The following is a 23560-nucleotide window of genomic DNA, read 5'->3' on the forward strand; positions in this document are numbered from 1 at the left end:
TTCCCGGAGTTGCCTTATACTTGGACTATGCCATTCTTAATAGCGAAAAGCACCATACCTACCCTGCTCTTTACATCAAGTTTATAGAATAGATTTTCTCGGTAGCCATCTACAGTTCTTGGCGAAATACACATTTTATCTGCTATTTCTTTATAAGTAAGTTCTGAACAGGCCATTTGAAGAAATTCAAACTCACGAGCTTGATAGTTTATTTGTGAAACTTTTACCGCTTTCTTATTTCCATTCAAAGAAGACAAAAGCGTATTTGCCACTAAATCACTGTGATAATAACCTTTTGAACTTAGTTCATCCAGGGCCAGCCTTAAGTCCTGAGTATCAGAATCTTTAAGTAAGTACCCCTTTGCCCCACAGCGAAGCATCTTTATAATAGACTCCTCTTCATCCTCCACAGAGAGAGCCATTATTTTAATGAAAGGAAACTCTTTAGATAAAGCCTCGGCAGTTTGAAAGCCATCCATTACTGGCATGTTTATATCAACAAGGGCTATATCCGGAAGTTTATCAATGTCTAGACTAGAAATAAACTCTTTACCGTTAGAAGCTTGGTGCGTTACCTCATAGTCGTCAAAACGACAGATAAGCTCTCCTAAAGCATTACGTATAAGGCTGTGATCGTCTATTAAGGCGACTTTCGTCATGGCTAGTGGTTGTTTTAGGGATAGTAAGCTTTACTTTGGTTCCTTTTCCAATGGCACTTTCTATCTCAAAATCTCCACTAATAAGCTCTGCACGGTGAGCTAGATTACTAAGTCCAGACCCCGAATTGAAACTTTTTTGGTTAGATTTTACCTGTACATCAAATCCACTGCCATCGTCAAGCACCTCTAAAGTATACACTTCTGGCAGTTCCTGCAAACTTACATTTATGTTTTTAGCACCGGAATGTTTAAAAATATTTTGAATCACTTCTTGAAATATCCTAAAAACGATAATCTCTATTTTAGGATTAACACCTAGTTGCTCTATATCATTTCTAAAATTAACCTCATAAACCTCAGTCCTTCTTACTCTGTCTAACTCAAAGGCTATAGCCTTAATAAGCCCAGCGTTCAATACATTATCAGAATTTAAGGTCTTAGACAAAGCCCTTAAATCTTTCAAAGCCTTACCCAAAAATTCTTTACTATCCCCAACCCTTTTTATACCTGGATTTTCTTCATCTATAGTATTCAACTGAATTTTCACCAAACTCAAAAGTTGCCCAATATTATCATGCAGCTCCCGAGCAATATGCTTCATGGTATTCTCCTGAACCTCGTTTTTAGCCGTTAAGATCTCTTCTTGGAATTGTGACTGGAGGGCGGCTTTTTCTAGTTTGTGGGTTTGTTGGCGTTTAGAATGTATGAAGAAAAAGCTGACAATGAATATCATCAGCACCAGCATAATCAAGGTTCCCCCTATGATGACAATGACGACTTCGTTGACTTCCATTGGATATAAAAACCGTAAGCTATTAAGCTATAGTAGATGATGTTTAGGATGTGGTTGATGGAATAGATATTAGTTGCCATCTCTGGGTCAATAGAATAGGTATAATTAACTAAACCCATTACCATGAAAGTACCCGTATGAAAAAGTGCAATTCCCGTAACAATCCAAAAATGTGGTACATCCAATAAGTTAAAAACATTTTCACTATTTAGCAATTCATAGAAATAAAGAACCGCCCATCCTATTAAAAACACGGCAACGAGAACAAATTTGTAATATCTAGACCAATCATATTCTATCTGACCATAATAAAGAAGCGGAGTTAAAAATATCACAATTGGAATTGAAATAATAATAGCTCTTTTTATCATTCCATTTTGGAGCATTTGCAGAAAATAAATCGAAATTAAAATATATGTGAAAGGTTGATAAACATAAAACACCGACTTAAAAAAACTTCCCTCCATTTTCAAATTATATAGTCCAATCATTTCAGTTATTACACTTGAAAGGAATACAAAATAAATCAAATTTAATGAATGGAACCTATAGGCCTTAATGTACGAAACCAGAGCAAACTCAATAAGAAGAGTGGAAAGATAAAAATAAAGTAAAACCATTTTTAATTGGGAGGACAGCATTCTGTCCCATTGTCATAAGCCACTAAACCATTTTTTTCTATAAATTGATTGTAAAAACGATCTTTATTATCATAAAAACGATCTTTAGATACGTAAAACATAAAATTTGTCCTACATTTTAGATTCTCTGTATCCCAATCGTAATTTGTATCATTTGGTTTATTATCAGGAACTAAAGCATAAAGAATATTAAAAAAGGGGAACTCTGAAGATATCCTATGATCCAAAATCTGTTTTATATCCTCAATTTTATGAGCCACACCATGCCATTCATTTTTATACCCTTGAGTACTTGAATTAGTCAAACTTTCCCTCCTTTCTTTAAACTGATTCAAATGATTGGTCGGATTAAACCCATTCAATAGTTCTAATACAGCTATAGCGTTGGCCCATTTAGGAAACCCTCTTTTATAAAGGTTTTTCTTGATTTCACAATTGCCTTTTTCCATAACGCACAATGTTACGTCCATTCGAGAATATTTTTTTTCATTTGGACGGCAAATACTTCTGAAGACCAGATAATCTAAATCATTAACTTCCGAACTAAATACTAAATCAATTATATCCTGAGTTCTAAATGAGCAGAAATGATAATCATTCTTAAAGTAAACCACAACATTATCAGAATTGCTCCTTCTTTCTAGATAATCTTGATGAAACTTTCTAACAAATTCCCTTGAAACAACTTTTCCTTCAATCTCAACTGTTGAGATGCCTTTGTTGACAAGGTGACTTTTATAATTTTCAGTTAATGCTATTGCCATAGTTATTCGTCTTTTTTCAATTCAAAGATGCAATAACATTACAATATCAATAAAAAAAAACGGGAAAAACACCCTATTTAAAAGGGTCTTTCCCTCCTACTATATCTAATAGCAATATGGGAAATTTGTTATAAAGAAATAATTTCTCATATGAAAATAGTTAATAGCTTATCAAGCACAGTACTAATCCTTTTATTGCTTTTCACTTCTTCTTGTGAAGTATTTGATTACAAAAACATTTTAGAAGATAACTTTCAAGAATACATCCCACCTCCCAATCGGTTTACAATTGACAAAGATTTCCTGAGCTTTGAACTGGTTCAAAAGGTACTACCTGGAAAAGACCTTAGTTATAATTACGTTGAAAACTATGTAATAATAACAAATACATCAAACGAAAATATAGATTCCGTAGAATTTGTAATCAATGCATTTGAAACAGGCCATATCAATTTTAACAAGCGAATAGTAACCTACACAAATACTTACACGGCTAACATCTCACCTTTTACAAAATCTGATTCTATATTTTGGAATTCTACATTGGAAAGTTTGCTGAATGAAAGTAATGTTCAAATTCATATTATTAAAGTTGACACAAAACCAACAAATAAGTTTAGTGGCGTGTATGAAGGTGAATTCGATTATAGGGATTCAGAAGGGGTGAAGCTTGGCGGGTTTGTTTCTAGTCATATAGACCGAATTGGAACCATTCAATTGTTTTTGCCATATCAAAATGATATATCCATGATAAAAGGAAACGTCACTTCTAAAGGTGTTTTTAGCGGAACTTGTGAAAAACAAGATGGAACTATCTTGGAGGAACTTATAACCAATAAGGACTCCACTTTTAAGAGTATTCAAGACTCCCTTATCTTTTCCCTTTTCATAAATAAATTCCCAAAAGTTGATACTTCTAGTTGGGTTAACTTCACTTTAATAAAACAGCAGAATTAATTGTCATGAAAAATACATTTCATTTTTTCCTACTTGTCATTACGCTCTTACTAATTAGCTTGTCCAGTTTTTCACAATCAAATGAAAAACCCGTTTATCCACGTCAGCTTCCAGTTTTTAATGTTTTAAACGTAGATACATTAATAATTTCAGCAAAAGTTACTGCCTACGAAACCTTCGAAATCACACTTGATAATATAAATGATGAAGAACCTGAAAAAGTATGGATTCTGAGACCATTTACGCTTCAAGCTTTTCGAAATACATTTAGAGATTATTTATTCCCTCTCACGCAGACTCTACCAAAAGCTTCAATTAAAGACTCCCTTATAGACCCTATATTCTTCAATCTTAAAGCAAGTGATATTGCTATTTCAAGCTATGCTAACAAACCAAACGCTGGCAATCTGTGTTTTAACAGGGATGCCCAAGTACGGCGAATAAATTTGTATGAGAAAAACTCTAAACTTTTAAAGCTAAAGGCTCAAGCAAATTTAGATAGATATAAATTCGCTAAAACTCAGGTGGTGATAAATGAAACATCTGAAGTAAATATTACAGATAAAGAGCTATATAACACGAATTTTAAAGATTCAAAAGAAGAAATTCTAGTCGTTGGAAATAATATATCTAATAGTAAACTCTTCTATATAGGGGGACAACTGTACAAAAAGAAAAAAGCAAAAAATAAGTTAATAGAGACTTATCGAGAAGACTTCCTTGTAACACGCCAAAATGAATACGATATCACTAAGTTTATTCTAGACTCAACTAAAACCTTATATTCAAAAAAAAGTAAAATTATCGCTATTGCTCGCGACAGTATTGTGATATTGGAAAATGAAATAAAAATCACCAGAGATAAGATTGATTCTATAGATAATAGTATTTTATCCACCCAATTAAAAATTGATTCCGTAGGCAACAATTTAGAGTCAATGAATAGAACCTTCGAGGTTACAAAAATACCTGAAATCACAAAACTACTTGACTTAAAATACAGAAGTAATGACAAAAAACTGGACAAGTACAAAGAAATATTTGTTGATGCTCATGTAGAATTAAAAAATAGAATTGATGATTTAAAAATAGAATTAGATTATACTTCTGTTCATAGGAAACATATTGAAGGCTATAAATCAGAATTTCAAACTTTCTTAAAAAATTCACATACAAAGCAGGATTCAAATTCGATTATCTTGAAAATCAATGATTATAAAAAGGACTCCTTGCTATTAAAAGACCTCGAGATTAATTTGAGAAAGCAGTTGGAACAATCAACTTACCTACTGATCGACTTAAACAAACATTTTAATCTAGTTTATAATATACTAGCAGGGTTAAAGAAACTAGAAAAAAGTTTACCTCAATTTATTCTATCGAATAATATACTTATCTCTAATTATTCTTCACAAATAATTGACGAAGCTAAAGAACTTGAAGTTCTAACAGATGAATTGATACAAGCCCATGAAAAATTCATTAATGCTCAAAATAAGATGCCTGAAACAGATTTCGCAGTAAATAAGATTGATATTGAGTTCAATAAAGGTTTCATTGAAAACATTCTAGTTCTAGGCGAAGTTATTAACTATAAAAAGACAAATAGCGTTGACGATATTCTTAAAAACATTGTTAGCAAAGGAAGTAAAGAAGTTAAGTTCGAAAACCTTTCACCAATAGGTTTCTCACGTAAGATAGATTTTGAAGATGCGAAAAATAGAACATTACATACTCGCGGGGGTAACGGTACTCAGTATGAAATTAGATTAGAAGATATTTTAACAATTTATGTCCAAAATCACCAAGTTGATCGTCGAGACTTTAGTCCTATGAGTGGCATGGTAACTTATAGCAGCCTTGACATAGAGAAATGTAAACCTTTATTCAAAGAAGAAACATACAAAATTATTGAAGCTACTATTTTTAGTGACTTCGTTGGTCTTGATAAGGCTGAACCTAATGGGTTAGTTCAGACAGAAATATCGAAAAACATTCCACTTATTACCTCTCGAAATGTCTGGAGAAAAGTGCCTACTCTTATTCATGGCCTTATCTCAAGTGGTAATTCTGAGGATGCATGGAATTTTGGAATTCTTGCATATTTTGAACCAATACTTGCCATTTCAAAAGTTGAAGATGACAATAAAACACTTACATTAAACACAATAGACAGGTTTATCAATAATTCATATAGCCCCGTTAAATATACGTCTACACTGAAACTTAAGCAATTTCAAAATTTCGAAACAGGTTTCGATTTAAACCTATTTTTAGTAGATATGCCAAGTTTTAAGTCAACATTTACGCTTGATCTAGGAAGCCGTTTTGGAAGGACTTTGATTTCAGATACACTAAAGACTTTTGATGGAACTGCTCTTCAATCAACTAACGGTGGCTTACCACAGGAATATGGAGTAAACACCTATGAGATTTCGCACAAGCTTAACTGGAATATTAAAAGTGATGAGAGGTATGAATTTAATTTATCATGGAGAAAGAGTTGGTTAAGTTTAAGAGATAATAGATTCAGTCAAGTAGGTAACATAGATACCTTTGGAAATACTTTAGTACAATCAAAACATTATCGTGAATATCACACCATGCAAATGCAAGCTAAATTCAAATTGAGTAATACAGCTTCTGGCAAACTGTTTTTTAGATATAGGCTTCATTGGCAAAGAGATTTTTGGAGAACAGGATTTCATCAAGCACAAGTAGGGTATTCATTTTTTCTGTTAGGTAGATATAAAGAGTAACTAAATTCGAGGCTGATTAAAGTAATAAATCAAAGAGCATATCTGATTTACTCTGCCTCCCCCCTATCTTAGCAAAAAAACTAAGATAGACCCAATCAAAAACATATCATCCATTCAAAAGGCATTAAAGCCAATGCTTTATCTAATACTGCTTGCTTTGCTGAGCTCCTGCACCCTAAAAGACCAAAAGGTTAGAAATATGGTGCCGGACTTGGTGGGTTTGAAGGAGATTGTCTGTTTGGTGGATAGTTCTGATGTTCTTGGTATTGATGATGTTTCGACTAATCCGCAGCTATTTCAGCCTTATGCAGGACCAGAGTTAAACTATGGGCATCTTAGAAAAGCTCTTTGGGTAAAACTTACTTTAGAAAATAAGACTGACACCGCTCAACAGTTTTACATCAGCTCCGACCAAGTTATTCTGGAAGATGTACGCTTTTTTAGTAAAACAAAAGAAGGCTGGGATGTTGAAAAATCTAGTTGGGGACTGGCAGCCAGTAAAAAGAAGACAGACTCTTACTTACATGTTTTCCCTTTGAAATTCCTTCCGAAGGAGACTAAAACGTTTTTCGTACGAATTCGGAATAAATACCAAGTTGTTAGGTACCCTATTCATATTTTCAGTGAGGTACAGTTTTATCAGCATTCTAACTTTTATGTCTTTCTTGATGGATTGGTCATCATGGCTCTCATCACCTCCATTTTGTATGTATTTTATAACCTGATATTTTCTCGGAAAGATAGGATATTGATTTACTACATGCTCTATGCAGTAAACTTTTTGGCATTTTACGCCATTCGTATAGCCTCCCCTACCCATATAGCAGAAGCCCATCCGCCACTGCTTAATTACTTCGTGACTATTTTTATTTTCATAAGCACTTATGCTTTTGTAAAATTTGGAATTCGTTTCATTGACCCAGACAAAGAGGACAAAAAAACTATAATTGAAAACTTCATTGACATATTCTTTTTGCTAACGGTTCTGGCCTCGCTATTTCCAAAATATTCAGATGCTCATACCTTAAACACCATCAAACTCATCTTTTTTACGGGTTCCATTGCCTATCTCATTTGGTACATGTGCATCAGGTTCAAGAAAAGTCTGCTTTCGCGAATTTACTTTTTCATGGGTATGCCTTTGATAATTTCAGGTTTAGTAGAGGGCTTGACAAATGTCTTTGGTATTCTTAAAGTACCTAACCAATTTTTCGAGGCTTTTAGAGTATCTATTGTTATTGAGATGCTTTACATTCTTTTTGCCTATATCTATCGGGAGAAGATATTAACAGCACAAATTCAAAATAAACTGAAAGAAACAGAATTAGAATTACTTCGGTCAAAAATTGATTCACAAGAGGCCGAACAGAAACGAATTTCAGGCGATTTACATGATGATTTAGGTGGCACATTATCTACTCTGAAAAGATTAATTTTTGATAATCTTATTGGGAACGTAAAAGAAAATGAGGCAAACAAAATTAAAAATTTGACCCAAAAGGCGGCCGATGACCTTCGCAGAATTGCTCATGCCCTTATGCCACCAGAGTTTGAAATATCTGGTTTAACAGAATCTGTTAAAGAATTGCTTAAAAACAATAATTCTGAGAAAAAGAAAATACAGTTTTTACAGCATGGCAAAGCTCAAAAACTTCATAGCTCCATAGAGCTTAATATCTTTAGAATAGTCTCTGAAATTATTCAAAACATCAATAAACATAGTAAGGCTACCAAAATCTTGGTTCAATTCATTTGGTCAGAAAACGAGCTCACCATGATGGTGGAAGACAATGGCAGTAATTTTAAAGAAGCTCATTCTGGCCTTGGAATGAAAAACATGAAGATGAGAGCTGAATATATAGGAGGCTTTATTAACTTTGATTCCAACGGATTAGAGTCCACTATTACCCTCGAAGTACCCATAAATGAGTCCTAAAATTCTTATTGCTGACGATCACCAGCTTTTTGGCAATGGCTTAAAAGAGCTTCTTCAAAAAGACTCCCTCTATGAAGTGCATGGCCCTATCATGCATGAAGATGAAATCAAACATACCATTTCTGATTTACGGCCGCATGTACTGCTATTAGACATCAACCTTAACGGCATAAATGGTATTCAGCTTGGCAAAGTGTTAAAAAGTAACTTTCCCGACTTAAAAATAATTATCATTACAATGTATGAAAATTTGACTTTTCTTGCCCAAAGCAAAGAAGCCGAATTGAATGGTTACCTTCTAAAAGATTGTGAAACGTCTGAATTATTAAATGGCATTCGGGAAGTGTTAAATGGCGGAACTTGTTTTGTAGAAATGGAAAACGACTTTTTTGAAAGTGAAACTTTCAAAGACAGCTTTCTAGAAAAATACAATATCACCGAAAGAGAGATGGAAATCATGAACCATCTAAAAAATGGAAGAACCAACGAGGAAATTGCCAAAAGGCTTTTCTTAAGTTTCCATACCGTAAAAACCCACAGAAAAAATATCTATAACAAGCTAGGAGTAAGCAATGTAGCAGAATTAATAGATTTTGCTTCGCAAAATCCGTGAAAAACGCCCTGGTTTTTTACCCTCCGTTTTAGGGTCTTCTTCATCTGTTCTGAAACACTATAAAGTCTGAATTTTGAAATACAAATTCTAACACTAAATAGTAAAATCATGACAGAGGAATTACTTAAAAAACAAACTACTCCATTCATGGCAAAGCTTTCTGACAAAGTGGAGCAAGCCAACCTTCTTTTCGCTGAAAAACTAAAAACCAACTTCCCAAACGGTTTACAAAAAGAGCAATACGTCAGGTATTTACAAATGCAATACCACCTGACAAAGGGCGTTCAGGAAACCTTTTTATCATTAGCCGCACATCCTGACTCTAGAGCATATAAAAAACTAAGACCTTTCTTAATCAACTTTGCTTATGAAGAAGAAATGCACTTTAAACTGGCAGAAAAAGACCTGAAATATCTTGGAGTCCAAACGGGTGAAATCCCTTTTCTGGTTGAGGTTTGGTGGGCATATCAAAGACAGGCAATTATTAATAAACCTTTAGAAAGACTTGGTGCCACAGCAGTACTTGAGAATGTCGGAAACTTCGCTGCTCCTATTATCAAAGACTTGATGAGTTCGGCCTCATTCATATCTAAAAAGAACACCACATTTACCCAAGTTCACATGCATGAAGCACTTCCGCATGGCGACCAAATCTTAGATGCTTTAACCAATGAAAGCTTTAGCACATTACACCAAAAACAGCTTTTAGATGGTGCAGAAAGAGCAACTTGGTTATACGCTTCTTGTATTTACGATTGGATTATTTCTGGTTCATTAATCAATTTAAACTAGCCTAGTTATGAATATAAACGCTGCCACTACCCCAGAAGAACTAGACGCCATAAAATCATTAAGGTATCTAGTTAACCAGCAAGAGCTTCATAAGAGTTTTCTACTAAAAAATGAAGATTTGACAGATGCACAATCTGTAATTCTTTACGCCAAACGGCACGAAGCCATTATTGGAAGCTTACGATGTACTTTCAAATTTGATAATCCCGAAATAAGAGCCTATTGGGGTACCAAGAAGCCGAGTTTCAAGTCTCGAGTGGCCTTGGTAGACCGTTTAGTCATTCATCCCACATATAGAAAAACAAGAGTGGCCTATGACCTAACCACCCGCATTTATAAACAAGCACTTTTAGAAGGTTGTCATATTGCCTTAATAGAAACTGAGGAACATTTGATTAAAATGTATCAAAAAATTGGCTTTCAAGTCTACCGCGAAATCAGGCATAATTACGGCTTGCGTTTCCAAATGTTTATCAATCCTTGGGATGTAGCATATTTAAATAGCATAAAAAGTCCCTTTTTTCAGGAATACACTTCCTATATAAAAATGGTTAATGGCTTCGCTATCAATACCCCCGCAAAAGTGATAGCATAAAATACCCCGATCGGGGTATTGCCTACATTATCACTGTCAACTTACTTTTGATATTTAAGAAAAATGACCAATCGCATTTATAAAAATAACGCTAACATTCTCTTTTTAGAAGGAGACATTAATTATACCAACATCCATTTCAAAAGTGGCTCCATGGTCACCTCTTGTTATACGTTGAGCCGTCATGAGAAAAAGTTAAATTCCTTTATTCGGGCGAGCCGGAAACACCTGGTAAACCCGTTCCACATAAAAAAATACTCAAAAGCTGGTAACTACGCCGAACTCCTTCTTAACAATGGTTTATTTATTCCCGTTTCTAGAAGAAAAATAAAAGAAGTTGAATCAGCTCTGGCTAGACTAAGTCACCATTAAAACCCCTTTTAATAAATACTGATTCCACACAAAAAACTAAATCTGCTTGTACAAATGAAATGCTCCACTTCTCAAGAGTGGGGCACTTTCATTCTACAAAACATTGAAAAATATTAGAATAACATCATTTTTTTAAGACATTACAAAATATTTATTGGCGACTTAGAAACCCAAACTAGTAATTGCCTAGATTACCGTTTTGTTAATTCCTTTTCAAAACTCGTACCTTTGAAAAATCATATAATCATCAATTAAAATGACTCATAAACCAATAATGTTTGCTAAGAGCAAAACATTCTTAACAGCAATTTTAAGCATTGCATTAATTCTATTAATTCAGCTTCCAGCATCTGCTCAATCAAAAAGTACAAGAGTTTTTGAACAATTAGGTGAAGAGCTTCCTACTCCTAACGAATATAGAACTGGTTCAGGAGCCCCAGGACACGCTTATTATCAACAAAAAGCCGACTATAAAATAAAAGTAGAACTAGACGACGAAAACCAAAGAATTATTGGTTCAGAAGAAATTGTCTATTATAATTTCTCGCCAGACCCATTAAAATACATTTGGGTGCAGCTTGATATGAACATGTTTAAAGACAATTCTATCAACGCTCTTTCTAAAACAGGTGGTATAAAGGATAAAATGACTTCAGGTCAAATCAATGGTTTACAATCTGCCAGTTCGGTTTTTGGCGATGTAGATAAAAGCAGAGAGCGTGGTTATGATATTACATTGGTAAAAGACTTAAATGGTAATGACCTGAAATACACCATCAACAGCACCATGATGCGTATTGATTTACCTACCCCACTTAACAAAGACGAAACTTTCTCTTTTAAAATTGACTGGTCTTATAACATGGCAGCCTACTACGGCCGTTCAGGTTTTGAATTTTTCGAAGAAGACGGAAACTATAACTATTTTGTAGCTCACTGGTTTCCAAGAATGGCAGTTTACGACGATGTAAACGGCTGGCAACACAAACAATTTGTGGGCAATGGGGAGTTTGCACTAGTTTTTGGTGATTATGAGGTTGATATCACCGTACCAGACGACCACGTTTTGGTAGCTACAGGTGAGTGCCAAAACTACAACCAAGTACTTAGCCGTACCCAAAGAAAAAGAATGGAAGAGGCTGCCAAAGCTACTAAACCAGTAGTCATTGTAACGCAAGAAGAGGCTATTGAAGCTTCAAAAACAAAATCTAATAAAAAGAAAACCTGGAAATTTAAGGCAGAAAATGTTCGTGACTTTGCCTTTGCTTCTTCCAGAAGATTTATATGGGATGCCATGCAAACCGATGTTTACAACAACGGCCGTAAAATCTGGAGCATGTCTGTATATCCTAAAGAGGGAAATCCTTTATGGGGTCAGTACAGTACTAAGGTAGTAGAACACACCATGAAAGTTTACGGTGAGCGAACTTTTGAGTACCCTTACCCAGTTGCTATTTCTTGTCATTCCACTGCTGGCGGAGGAATGGAATATCCTATGATTTCTTTTAATGGTGGGCGTCCTGAAAGTGATGGCACCTACTCTCAGTTTACTAAAAGAGGCATGATTGGTGTTATTATTCACGAAGTGGGTCATAACTTCTTCCCAATGATAGTCAACTCTGACGAGCGTCAGTGGACATGGATGGATGAGGGCCTTAACTCCTTTATGCAATACCTAGCAGAGCAAGAATGGGACAGAGATTTTCTTTCAAGAAGAGGTGAGCCACAAGGCATCATTTCTTACATGCGTTCTGACCCTTCTCAAATGCAGCCTATCATGACCAATTCGGAGCAAATAATTCAATTTGGGAATAATGCCTACGGCAAACCTGCCATAGCCCTCAATATTTTGAGAGAAACCGTTATGGGCAGAGAACTATTTGATTATGCTTTTAAAGAATACGCTCAAAGATGGGCTTTCAAACATCCTAAACCTGCTGATTTCTTCCGAACCATGGAGGATGCTTCTGGTGTAGATTTAGATTGGTTTTGGAGAGGTTGGTTTTATACCACAGACCCAGTAGACCAAGAACTGTCTAATGTAGAGTGGTATGCTGTAGATTCTGAAAACCCAGAAATAACTAAAGCAGAAGAGCGTAAAGAATATGAAACGAGCAGAAATACAATGGCTGTAAACAGAAATAAAACTGATATAAAAGTCACTGTAGAAGAGGCCGACAAGGCCTACCAAGATTTCTACAGCACTTATGACCCATATGCTGTAACTCCTCAAGACAGAGCAAAATATGAGAAATTCAAAGCAAACTTAAGTGATGACCACAAAGAACTAATAGACGCTGGCACCAATTTTTATGCTTTAAGCATCAAAAACAAAGGTGGCTTAGTTATGCCGGTGATTGTTAAAATGGATTTTGAAGACGGAACTAGCGAAGTGGTTCGTTTCCCAGCAGAAATATGGAGAAAGAACTCCGAAGAAATTGTCAAAACTATTCCAACCACTAAAAAAGTGGTCAAATTCACTTTAGATCCTTTCATTGAAATAGCAGACATTGACACAGGAAATAATACTTTCCCAAAAGCACCTGAAGCCCCATCAAGGTTTCAAATTTATAAAAGTACGCGTCGTACTTCCTTAAATCCTATGCAAGAGGCTGCTCAGAATTAATTTTCTTTAATAAAGAATTACAAACGAAACACCCATTGATAAAAATTGATGGGTGTTTTTTTATACCCAAACTTAATTTACCTCTCAACAAAAAATATCACCACTGGTGCAACTTCATTTTCTTTAATTAGACTTTTAAACATAGCTTTACGGAGTTCAGTATTCCCGAACTTGAACAGTACTAATGAAAAATATTAATTATTTCCTCGTCCGGGAAGGGGTGGCGAATTTGATTGACACCTAAAAAATACATAGAAAAAAACTCCGTAATAGTGGAGCAATGTAAGCTTGGAGACCGCAAAGCCCAATACAAACTGTATAAGCTTTACGCAAAAGCCATGCTTAATACCTGCATGCGTTTTGTAAAACAACAAGACGAAGCGGAAGACGTTTTGCAAGAAGCCTTTGTAGATGCTTTTACCAAAATAGATTCTTTCAGAATGGAAGCATCTTTTGGGCTCTGGCTAAAGCAAATTGTGGTAAACAAGTCTATCAATTACCTACGGTCAAAAAAACTAGACCTAGTGGATATTGAAGACCATAAACACCATATAGTGGACGAGGGCGAATTCTTTTATGAAGACGACGACAAAGAGTATAAAATAGAATCAATAAACTTGGCAATGCCCCTTTTGCCAGATGGTTACAGAACCGTTTTAAACATGTACTTATTTGAGGGTTTTGACCATGAAGAAATCGCGGAGTTCTTGGGCATAAGCGAAAGTACATCAAGAACGCAATACATGCGAGCCAAGAAAAAATTACTTCAAATTATGAGCAATGGACAAGCTTAAAAATTACATATCAACAAACAGAGAGGCTTTTGACACCCATGAGCCTTCAAAAGATTTATGGCAAAAAATTGACAAAAAATTGCCAATAGCTAGCCCTACAAAAGAAATTGCCTTCCAACCCAAAAAGTGGTTTAGTTGGCAAATAGCGGCTTCCGTAATTTTGCTTTTAAGCATTGGCTTTTTAGCCGGAAAGTATTACAACCCAGTAGCTGAAAACGAAGAAATCATAAACCTAAGTACCAAATATGGTTCTGAGGTTATTCAGTACGCCTCATTTATTGAGAAAAAGAAAAAACAGCTAAATAGCTACGCTGAATTAGCACCCGAGTTAATGCTTGATTTTCAGGAAGATTTGGAAGCTCTAAATGATTCTTTTGAATCCTTAAAAAATGACCTTCCTAATAATCCTAACCAAGAAGAACTTTTAGAAAGAATGATTGACAACTTGGAGTGGCAAATGCAACTTCTTGACCAGCAACTTGACATTATAAAAGAGAAGGCTAAAGATGAAAAACCTGAAATAGTTTTCTCACCAAACGAAAATACTGACGACATGCCAGCTATGCTGGTATAATAAAGAATAATAAAAATGAAACAGTTCATAATTTGTGTTTTGCTCCTCATGGGAAGCACGGCCATGGCTGGGGCAGGTTGTATTAATTTTGATTTTGCAGGAGAAAACTATAATTTGATTGAAAAGAAAAAATCTATTAGTTACTCTTATAAACTTGATACTAAAGACCCAGTACGTATAGAAAATCATTTTGGTGATGTAAAAGTAAAATTTTGGGATAAAGACGAAGTCAAAGTCAATATTACCATTACTGCCAATGCTCCTACCGAAGAGCAAGTGGAGGCATTTTTAAAAATTGTCAATATCAAAAGAAGTCAGCAAGACGGAGAAGCCTCATTTATTACGAAGCTGTACTGCTACAAATCTGCTTTTGAAAACAATATCAGCAAAGAGAAGGAGAAGAACTTCCTCAGAGTAGACTACCAGGTATACATGCCTGAGAACCATAACCTAACGGTCAACAATTCGCATGGCGATGTTTATATTCCTGAGTTTAACGCCATTTTAAATATTAAACAGGATTACGGAAATTTCTTTGCCGACCACTTAAATAATAAAGCTTCGATTATTGATGTCAACTTTGGCAAAGCCTATATTAAATCAATGACAGGCGGAGAGCTTAAATCTAATCAAACCGCCCTTTTGATTGACAAGGTTGAGGCCGTAAACATGATCAACATTTGTGGTACAGTTAAGGTTTTAGAAGCAAATAACGCAAACATTAAAGCTACTTATACTAAGGGCTATATTGGCAAAGTAAATGAGTCATGTAAGTTTAATTTGAATTACTCTAAACACTTCCGACTAGCGGAAATACGCGATGATGTGGAAACGCTAGAAATTTCAAGTTCATTTACTAATCTAGAGTTACCGCGTTGTCTTAAAGGAAAATACAACCTTAGTGCAGACACTAAAAACACAAATATGGTGATGAATCAAGAGCCAGATATAAAAACTGTAAATTCGTCAAACGGTTCACAACAGCAGTATATTATTGGTAACACCGCTGCCTCACATGCTACCAAAGTACATCTTACTTCAAATTACGGTAAGGTGGAAGTAAAGTAAGATTTTAAAAAATTAATTAGATACCCAATAGGCTTAGAATATAGGTAACAATACAAATACTATCTTCGTAAATGAAGCACCGATAAGTAATTTAGTATATCTAATAACACTGGTCTGGATAGAAATATTCAGACCTTTTTTTATGCCCGATTATCGATGTAAATGGTTAATTTTAATTTCTTCATCAACCTAATAAAATAAAATGCAGCATTTTCATTACAGAACTTGCAACCTTTGCGAAGCTATGTGCGGGCTAAAAATAACGCACGAAAACCAAGAAATAATTAAGATAGAAGGCGACAAAAAAGACACCTTCAGTAGAGGTCACATTTGCCCAAAAGCCTACGGACTTAAAGAAATATACCAAGACCCTGACCGACTAAAAACGCCCCTCAAAAAAGTAAATGGAGCTTGGGAAGCTATTTCTTGGGAAGCTGCCTATAAAGAAATAGCCAGTAAAATAGTAGAGCTAAACATAAAGCATGGTCCAGATAGCATAGCTGTTTATCAGGGTAACCCCACTATTCATAATTTAGGAACTGTTCTTACAGCTCCACGTTTTTTCAAAGCCCTCAAAACCAAAAACATTTACTCGGCTTCTTCTTCAGACCAAATCCCTCATCACTTTGCCTCATGGCAAATGTTTGGGCATCCTATGTTGGTCCCAATTACTGACATTGATAATACGGAGCTTTTTGTAATTGCAGGCGGCAACCCCTTAGTTTCTAACGGTAGCATGATGACTGTTCCTGATATTGGAAACAGACTAAAGTCAATTTCTGAAAGAGGTGGAAAAGTTATAGTCATTGACCCGAGGTATACAGAAACAGCTGCCAAAGCAGACCAACATATATTTATCAAACCTGGTACAGATGCTTGGTTATTTACAGCCATTTTGAAGCATATTTTTGACGAAAACTTGGTTAACATGGCACATCTTGAAGGCTTCACTGACGGCTTATATGAATTAAAAGCGGCCATTGCAGACTTTGACATAGCTACTGCTGAGGAGAAAACGGGCATTGACCAAAACGCAATAAAAACCTTAGCTAAGCAAATAGCAACAACTAAAAAAGCAGCCCTTTACGGAAGAATGGGCGTTAGTACCCAGGCTTTTGGTGGCTTAAATAATTGGTTAATAAATGCCATAAACATAGTTTCAGGCAATTTAGATTTAGAAGGTGGCTTACTTTTCACCAAGCCACTGATAGATTTCATTGGCAAAGCCAAACCTAAAAACCGATATAACAGATGGCAAAGTAGGGTTAGAAAGTTTCCAGAGTTTTTAGGCGAACTTCCCGTAGCCTGCCTATCAGAAGAAATAGAAACCGAAGGCAAAGGGCAAATCAAAATGCTCATGACTAGCTGCGGAAATCCGGTACTTTCTATTACCAATGGAAATCGTTTAGATGCGGCTCTTAAAACTCTTGATTACATGGTGAGTTTTGATATTTATCTTAACGAAACCACCAAACATGCTGACATCATTTTGCCTCCGGCTACAGGCCTAGAAGTACCTCATTATGATTTAACTTTTAATGTTCTAGCCGTGAGAAACACCGCTAAATACTCCCCTGCCCTTTTTGAAAAAGAAAAAGAAGCCAAATATGATTGGGAGATTTTCCAAGAACTAGGTCATGCACTAGCCAAAGCAGCAGGCGTAGAACCCTCAAATGGCGGAAAGGTTTATTCACCAGAAGAGATGCTTAGCATAAGTTTGAAAAACAATGACTATAATATAAGCTTTAAAGATTTGCAAGAGCAAACTCATGGTTTTGACCTTGGCTCTTTAAAACCACAGCTCCCAGCACGTTTAGGAAACGAGAATAAGCGAATTAATCTTTGCCCAGAACTCCTTGTAAATGACTTAAAGCGTTTAAAAGAAGCTACCGACGAAAAAGGTTATACGCTGATAGGCAAAAGACATTTACGCGACAACAATAGTTGGATGCATAATTCTGATTTACTTCAAAAAGGGAAAAACAGATGTTTGGTCTTAATGAACCCTGCGGATGGGAAAAAAGAAGGAATTAAAACAGGAGATAAAGTAGCGGTCAAATCAAGAGTAGGAGAAGTAAAAATTGAGGCACATTTAACTACGGACATTATGCCAGGCGTATTGGTAATTCCGCATGGTTATGGGCACGGAAAAGGAAACATTAAACTAACCGTAGCAGAAAGAAACCCCGGAGTAAGTGCAAACGACCTAACAGATGATATGCTGATAGACCAACTAACAGGAAATGCTGCTTTTAGCAATGTTAGAGTCCAAATTTCGGCGGTAGCCTAGTTTGTTCCTACAGCTGGTTCAGTGTTTTTGGGTAAATTGTAACACCTGCGGCATCTAGCTTCATAGCTTTCTAATTCGCCCAAAAGCACTTGTTTTTCGTCTGCGGCAGTTCTGTAAGAATAATGTGCTATATCGCCACATTTGACACAGATAGCGTGTACCTTGGTAACATATTCTGCCACTGCCATAAGAGCAGGCATAGGCCCAAATGGTTCTCCTTTTGAGTCCATATCTAAACCAGCTATTATTACTCTTTTTCCCGAGTTAGCAAGTTTGTTAACAACCTCTACCACGCCTTTATCTAAAAACTGAGCTTCATCTATGCCCACCACATCACAGTTTCCTGTATAAAGAAGTATCTCGGCAGCTGAGTTTACTGGTGTAGACCTGATAGCATTTTTATTATGAGAAACTATATCTTCCTCATCATAGCGAGTATCTATCCCTGGCTTAAATATTTCTACATTTTGCCGAGCAATTTTAGCCCTATTAAGCCTTCTGATAAGTTCTTCGGTTTTTCCGCTAAACATAGAGCCACATATCAATTCCACCCAACCCATCTTTTGGTCATTTGACCTACCTCTTTTCGGCTCTATAAACATAAATGCATTTTTTTTTCGTTTAGCTAAAAGTGGTGCAAAGTTTGTAACTTTATATCACTTACATGCTCCTACAAAAGAAACGAATTTGAAAATGACCTACAAATGGAATTCGACAGATGTCGAAACTTACGCTAAAGCTTTCTCTAGCCTTATTTGCGACGAATATTTCAGCAATCAGAAAACAATTTCTGGTGGTGACATTTTAAAAATAACAGAGATTAAACAACTCAATCTTCTTGTAATAAGAAACTTGTTCGAAAAATGGCAAGAAGAAAGTAGCCGACTTCAAAGCCCTTATTTTGACTTTGAAAACGCAGAAGTCAAAACTGCTTTAGCCTCTTTTATGAATACACTATCCAGATTTATTTCTGTCGGTAGAGATAAATTTGAAATTCTTTTGGCAAAATCAACACAAGACACGCTTCAGCTGGCCTTAGAACCTAAAGGGTATTTTGATAACTTAATGCGAAACCTCCCTGAGTTTAAACTCACAGCAGAGTGGATTACGGCCAATAAAAAATATTTCCAAATCAATAAACCTGTTTTGGATGCTTTAGAAAACAAATTAAATGGAGGCTCTGTTTTTGCCAATCAAGGCATAGACTGGTTAAAAGTAATTTTTGAGAGTTTTAATGGCGAAGACCCATCAGAGCTTTTAGAAGACTTTGATGGTATTTTAAAACTTAATCTTGGAACGGCCTCAGCCTCAAACAAATCTTTCTTTGACGAAGCATTAGACGCTGCACCAACAGTTTCCAGAAGAACTTTAGAGCCGAGTCAGGAAAAACCAGAAATAGCAACGCAGATAAGACAACCAGTTGTTGCTGCACCAGCTCCAGCTCCGTCACCAAGTCCTGCTCCAGTTCAAAAAGCAGTGCAACCTGTTACAGCTCCGCAAGCAGTAAAAGCTGTTATCAAAGAACCAATGACTTTGAATGATAGATTATTAAATGGCAGCAAGACTTTAAACGACAGTAAAGAAAGTGCTAAAGTGGCCAATCTTTTGGACTCACATAGTAGGTCCAAAATTAATAGTTTGAAAAGTGGTATATCGCTTAATCAACGTTTCTTATTTATAAATAATCTCTTTGGAGGAAATCAAGATAATTACGGAAGAAGCATGGAAACGCTGGATGCCTGCAGTAGCCTTACCGAAGCCATGAATTATACAAACCATGAACTTGCAGTAAAATATCAGTGGGACAGCAACTCTGCCGAAGCAGAAGAGTTTTATGCCTTAATAGAAAGGAAGTTTAGCTAAACCATCATCATGGCTGCCCCCCCAGCTAACAGTCCAAAAACTATTATAATGCCATAAATTATCAACATAGTAAGGGTCATTACTCCTACAAATTTGAACATTTTTCTCATGTTAAAAAGTGCTAAATGGAGCTGTTTATTATCTTCTTTTAAAATCGCTTCTTTAGTGCTTTTTGAAAATCTGAAAAGATAAAGGCATGGGAAAAAATATATGACCGCCATCACAACATAAATAAACGCCATACCCAAAAAATAACTAGGGCCTAGGCTTTCAAAATGCTCTCCGTTAGGTAAAAAACTCATTATGGTGCTAAGACCTAGGGCAAAAACAACCAATAAAGCACTTCCAACAAAACCAACTATAGCTAGAAATTTAGCCCATTTTGCAGATTCTAGTAAATCCTGCTTTCCGTCTTCTGAAAGGTAAAGTGTGTTTTCCATTTAGTAAATGTGTTTGATTTAGAACAAGTAAGTTCGTTCTTTTCTTCTAAAGTTCAACTATTTGTATACCAAAATTGTAGCTAAAAAGCACTAGTTAGCCTCCAAAAAAACATATTCTATGGATATACGTATCAAAAATCAATCATAGGTTTCTTTTCAATTAATTTAAAAAAGGGCTATTTTTCATTTTTATGCGAAAAACCCTATTCTACTTTTTATTATCAAGCACTTTCACTTTTGCACAAAATAGCCTCAGTGGCGTGGGTGGTAAAAGTTGGGGTATGGGACATGCTATGGTGGCCCTCCCACATTCGCAAACTTTCTTTTACAATCCAGCTGGGTTGGGCTTTGTTCAAAACTCCTTTGTCAACTCCTCTTTTGATTCAAGGTTTGATATAGCTGGACTGTCTACCATGTCACTGTCGGCTGTGTTAGCAGAAAAGTGGGCTACCGTGGCCATAGGAGCCGAACGATTTGGCGACCAACTTTATAATGAAAACAAGGCAGGAATTGCGATAGCAAAAAGTACCGAAAGGGTATCGCTCGGCGTCAAAATATCTTATCTCGGGAATTATGCCGAAGGCTACTCTTCCAGAAATACATTGGTAACAGAATTTGGCGTAATGGCTTATCTCTCGCCCAAAGTAAGCATAGGAATGCATGCATATAACCTTACAGGAGCCTCGCTTTACGACTTTGAAAAGATACCAACTACGCTACGACTTGGTGCGGCCTTTCAGCCAACCACCAAAATAACTATAGCGGCAGAAACAGAATATATTCCTTCAGAAAAGCCTTTTTTCAAAGCAGGTCTAGAATATATGATATTTGAAAATTTTCATCTCAGAACTGGGATAAATTCAGGAATTAGGACCAATCATTTTGGCGTGGGCTACACTTATAAAAAATGGATATTTGATTACGCGGTAAATACGCACCCTACCTTGGGTTTATCGCATCATTTTAGTTTACAACTAAACCTTCCAAAGAAATTAAAATGAAAAGATACCTCCTCTTAATTTTAATTTTACTCCAAGTAAACCTTGCCATAGGTCAAGCTCCCAGGTTGGAAGCACCTCCTGTAGAGATAGATCTTGACAATTTTATTCAGCGACTAGCCGCCACACAACAAGAAGATATAAATTACGAAGACTTGTATGAAGCATTGCTTCAATTTTACTTAAACCCCATCAATCTTAACGCTGCTAAACCAGACGAACTGCGAAGTTTATTTCTTCTTTCGGAATCTCAGATTCAAAATTTCTTTGAGCATAAAAATCGTTTTGGAAATTTATTAAGCCTTTATGAGCTACAAACAATTGAAGGTTTTGATGCCGAAACTATTCAAACGCTTAGACCTTTTATCAGGTTAAGTAACGGCGTATCTGTAAATGACGTTAAAGGGATTTTCAATAGAGCTACTGACCACTTTTTGGTTATTAGAACAGAGCAAACCTTAGAAAAAGCAGATGGTTATAAAGAAGGGAAATATTTAGGCTCACCGCAAAAACTATACGCTCGGTACAGACTACAGCATCCTAAAGATTTTAGTTTAGGCTTTATCATGGAGAAAGACCAAGGCGAACCAAACATAGCAGACTACACAACATTCCATTTTCAACTACAGAATAAGGGCAAGCTTAAAAACGCTATTATTGGTGATTATCAATTACAATTTGGGCAAGGCCTAGTAATGTCTGGTGGTTATGCTGCTGGTAAAGGTGGTGAACCTATTTACACCACCCGAAGAAGTGATTTAGGCATAAGACCGCACAACTCTGTTCTAGAAGGAGGCTTTTTACGTGGTGCTGCTGCTACCTACCAAACCGGTCAAATATCGCTTACTGCTTTTGGTTCTTATACCAAAAGAGATGCCAGCATAAACACTGATGTAGAAGAAAGAGAAGATGTTTTCAGCTCTATCTTATCTTCCGGCTTACACAGAACGCAATCAGAAATTGATAAAAAAGGGCTAGTAAACGAAACAAGTACGGGAATTAATGCCAAATGGCAGCATGGGGATGGACATATTGGATTCACTGTTTTAAACACAAATTATAGCAATCCTTTAGAGCGTAACTCAAGGGAATATGCAGTACATGAGTTTAAGGGCACACAAAACACCGTAATGGGTCCCAACTTTTCATATTCGTGGCAGAACTTCAATTTCTTTGGCGAAGCAGCTCGTTCTAGTAGTGGAGGTATTGGAGCTATTGGGGGTTTTGTAGCATCACTTAGCCCACAAGTAGAATGGGCATTAAACTTCAGAAATTATGATAAAGACTTCCATAGTTTCTATTCTAATGCTTTTGGCGAGGGAAGCAGAACTATTAATGAAAAAGGGATTTACACTGGCTTTAAATACACGCCAAAAAGAGGCTATACTTTTGCAGCCTTTTACGACAAATTTAAATTCCCATGGCTAAGATACTTAGTAGATGGGCCGTCTGACGGCGACGATTACCTCCTCCGATTTACGCTTAAACCTACCAAAAAATGGATTTTTTATACCCAATATCATAGAGAACAAAAACAAAAGAATTTCCCAGGAAATGAATCTGTAAGCGATTATCTAGTCAAAACTACTCGACAAAACCTACTTGCTCAATTTGAATTTAATATTTTCAAAAACTTCAAATCTCAAACAAGGGTACAGTACAATTCCTTTCAATACGAAACCTTAGACCGTTCAAATGGCTACGCATTAATTCAGGACATAGAGGGGAGCATTGGTCGCTTACAGCTCAAAAGCCGTATTGCACTGTTTAGTACCGATTCTTTTGATTCCAGAATTTACGCTTACGAAAACGACGTACTTTATACCGTTTCTTTCCCTGCATACTTTGGCAAAGGAACACGCCTTTATTTAGTTAGCCGATACAGCCTTACCCGAAAAATAGACGTTTGGGCCAGAATAGCCCGCACCTCTCTCACAGACAGAGACACCATCAGTTCTGGAAATAATGAGATTGACGTACCGCACAGAACAGATGTAAAGCTGCAGGTTAGGTATAGGTTTTAGAA

General features: G+C 36.1%; 20 protein-coding genes. 14 read left to right on the top strand and 6 right to left on the bottom strand.

Annotation, left to right across the window (positions count from 1 at the left end):
• Positions 1–14: 14 nt before the first annotated feature.
• The 4 genes from AADJ06_RS09410 to AADJ06_RS09425 form a co-directional block, all read right to left on the bottom strand.
• Positions 15–659 carry a response regulator transcription factor gene (locus AADJ06_RS09410; protein WP_341226183.1) on the bottom strand — a complete coding sequence of 215 codons (645 nt, stop codon included), beginning with the start codon at positions 657–659 and terminating at the stop codon, positions 15–17.
• Complete coding sequence (locus AADJ06_RS09415; protein ID WP_341226184.1) at positions 616–1452, bottom strand: ATP-binding protein; 837 nt, start codon at positions 1450–1452, stop codon at positions 616–618. Before AADJ06_RS09415 ends, AADJ06_RS09410 begins: the two co-directional genes overlap by 44 nt.
• Complete coding sequence (locus tag AADJ06_RS09420; protein ID WP_341226185.1) at positions 1419–1823, bottom strand: hypothetical protein; 405 nt, start codon at positions 1821–1823, stop codon at positions 1419–1421. The genes AADJ06_RS09415 and AADJ06_RS09420 overlap by 34 nt, the downstream gene beginning before the upstream one ends.
• 251 nt (positions 1824–2074) lie before the next feature.
• Positions 2075–2857, bottom strand: a complete 783-nt coding sequence (locus tag AADJ06_RS09425; RefSeq protein ID WP_341226186.1) for a hypothetical protein — start codon at positions 2855–2857, stop codon at positions 2075–2077.
• A gap of 150 nt (positions 2858–3007) precedes the next feature.
• Between AADJ06_RS09425 and AADJ06_RS09430 the strand changes: the two genes are divergently transcribed.
• From AADJ06_RS09430 to AADJ06_RS09480, 11 genes are all read left to right on the top strand, one after another.
• Positions 3008–3814 (top strand): hypothetical protein, encoded by an 807-nt coding sequence (locus AADJ06_RS09430; RefSeq protein ID WP_341226187.1) that lies wholly within the window; start codon positions 3008–3010, stop codon positions 3812–3814.
• 5 nt (positions 3815–3819) lie between these two features.
• Positions 3820–6573 (top strand): hypothetical protein, encoded by a 2754-nt coding sequence (locus AADJ06_RS09435; protein ID WP_341226188.1) that lies wholly within the window; start codon positions 3820–3822, stop codon positions 6571–6573.
• 133 nt (positions 6574–6706) lie between these two features.
• A complete protein-coding gene (locus AADJ06_RS09440) occupies positions 6707–8509 on the top strand; it encodes a 7TM-DISM domain-containing protein (RefSeq protein WP_341226189.1) in 1803 nt (600 codons plus the stop codon).
• The gene (locus AADJ06_RS09445; RefSeq protein ID WP_341226190.1) at positions 8499–9122 is read left to right on the top strand and encodes a response regulator transcription factor; all 624 of its coding nucleotides are present in this window, start codon (positions 8499–8501) and stop codon (positions 9120–9122) included. Before AADJ06_RS09440 ends, AADJ06_RS09445 begins: the two co-directional genes overlap by 11 nt.
• Before the next feature lie 108 nt (positions 9123–9230).
• A complete protein-coding gene (locus tag AADJ06_RS09450) occupies positions 9231–9914 on the top strand; it encodes a hypothetical protein (protein ID WP_341226191.1) in 684 nt (227 codons plus the stop codon).
• Positions 9915–9921: 7 nt separating this feature from the next.
• Entirely contained in the window at positions 9922–10509 is a 588-nt protein-coding gene (locus AADJ06_RS09455; protein WP_341226192.1) for a GNAT family N-acetyltransferase, read from the top strand.
• Between the two features lie 628 nt (positions 10510–11137).
• Entirely contained in the window at positions 11138–13507 is a 2370-nt protein-coding gene (locus AADJ06_RS09460; protein WP_341226193.1) for a M1 family metallopeptidase, read from the top strand.
• Between the two features lie 233 nt (positions 13508–13740).
• Positions 13741–14301 carry an RNA polymerase sigma factor gene (locus AADJ06_RS09465; protein WP_341226194.1) on the top strand — a complete coding sequence of 187 codons (561 nt, stop codon included), beginning with the start codon at positions 13741–13743 and terminating at the stop codon, positions 14299–14301.
• Entirely contained in the window at positions 14288–14875 is a 588-nt protein-coding gene (locus AADJ06_RS09470; protein WP_341226195.1) for a hypothetical protein, read from the top strand. Before AADJ06_RS09465 ends, AADJ06_RS09470 begins: the two co-directional genes overlap by 14 nt.
• Positions 14876–14890: 15 nt before the next feature.
• Positions 14891–15943, top strand: a complete 1053-nt coding sequence (locus AADJ06_RS09475; RefSeq protein WP_341226196.1) for a hypothetical protein — start codon at positions 14891–14893, stop codon at positions 15941–15943.
• 202 nt (positions 15944–16145) lie between these two features.
• Positions 16146–18233 carry a molybdopterin-dependent oxidoreductase gene (locus tag AADJ06_RS09480; RefSeq protein ID WP_341226197.1) on the top strand — a complete coding sequence of 696 codons (2088 nt, stop codon included), beginning with the start codon at positions 16146–16148 and terminating at the stop codon, positions 18231–18233.
• Here the strand turns inward: AADJ06_RS09480 and AADJ06_RS09485 are convergent.
• On the bottom strand, positions 18230–18835 hold the full coding sequence (locus AADJ06_RS09485; protein WP_341226198.1) for a thymidine kinase: 606 nt from the start codon (positions 18833–18835) through the stop codon (positions 18230–18232). The two genes, AADJ06_RS09480 and AADJ06_RS09485, sit on opposite strands and share 4 nt — an antisense overlap.
• An 85-nt stretch (positions 18836–18920) precedes the next feature.
• On the opposite strand from AADJ06_RS09485, the gene AADJ06_RS09490 reads away from it, so the two are divergent.
• A complete protein-coding gene (locus AADJ06_RS09490) occupies positions 18921–20096 on the top strand; it encodes a hypothetical protein (protein ID WP_341226199.1) in 1176 nt (391 codons plus the stop codon).
• Here AADJ06_RS09490 and AADJ06_RS09495 read toward each other — a convergent pair.
• Positions 20093–20536 carry a DUF5362 family protein gene (locus AADJ06_RS09495; protein WP_341226200.1) on the bottom strand — a complete coding sequence of 148 codons (444 nt, stop codon included), beginning with the start codon at positions 20534–20536 and terminating at the stop codon, positions 20093–20095. The two genes, AADJ06_RS09490 and AADJ06_RS09495, sit on opposite strands and share 4 nt — an antisense overlap.
• A gap of 191 nt (positions 20537–20727) precedes the next feature.
• On the opposite strand from AADJ06_RS09495, the gene AADJ06_RS09500 reads away from it, so the two are divergent.
• Both AADJ06_RS09500 and AADJ06_RS09505 read left to right on the top strand, forming a co-directional pair.
• On the top strand, positions 20728–21537 hold the full coding sequence (locus AADJ06_RS09500) for a hypothetical protein (RefSeq protein ID WP_341226201.1): 810 nt from the start codon (positions 20728–20730) through the stop codon (positions 21535–21537).
• A complete protein-coding gene (locus AADJ06_RS09505) occupies positions 21534–23558 on the top strand; it encodes a helix-hairpin-helix domain-containing protein (protein ID WP_341226202.1) in 2025 nt (674 codons plus the stop codon). Before AADJ06_RS09500 ends, AADJ06_RS09505 begins: the two co-directional genes overlap by 4 nt.
• Positions 23559–23560: the final 2 nt, after the last annotated feature.

Source organism: uncultured Arcticibacterium sp., from assembly GCF_964021845.1.
Classification (GTDB): Bacteria; Bacteroidota; Bacteroidia; order Cytophagales; family Spirosomataceae; genus Arcticibacterium.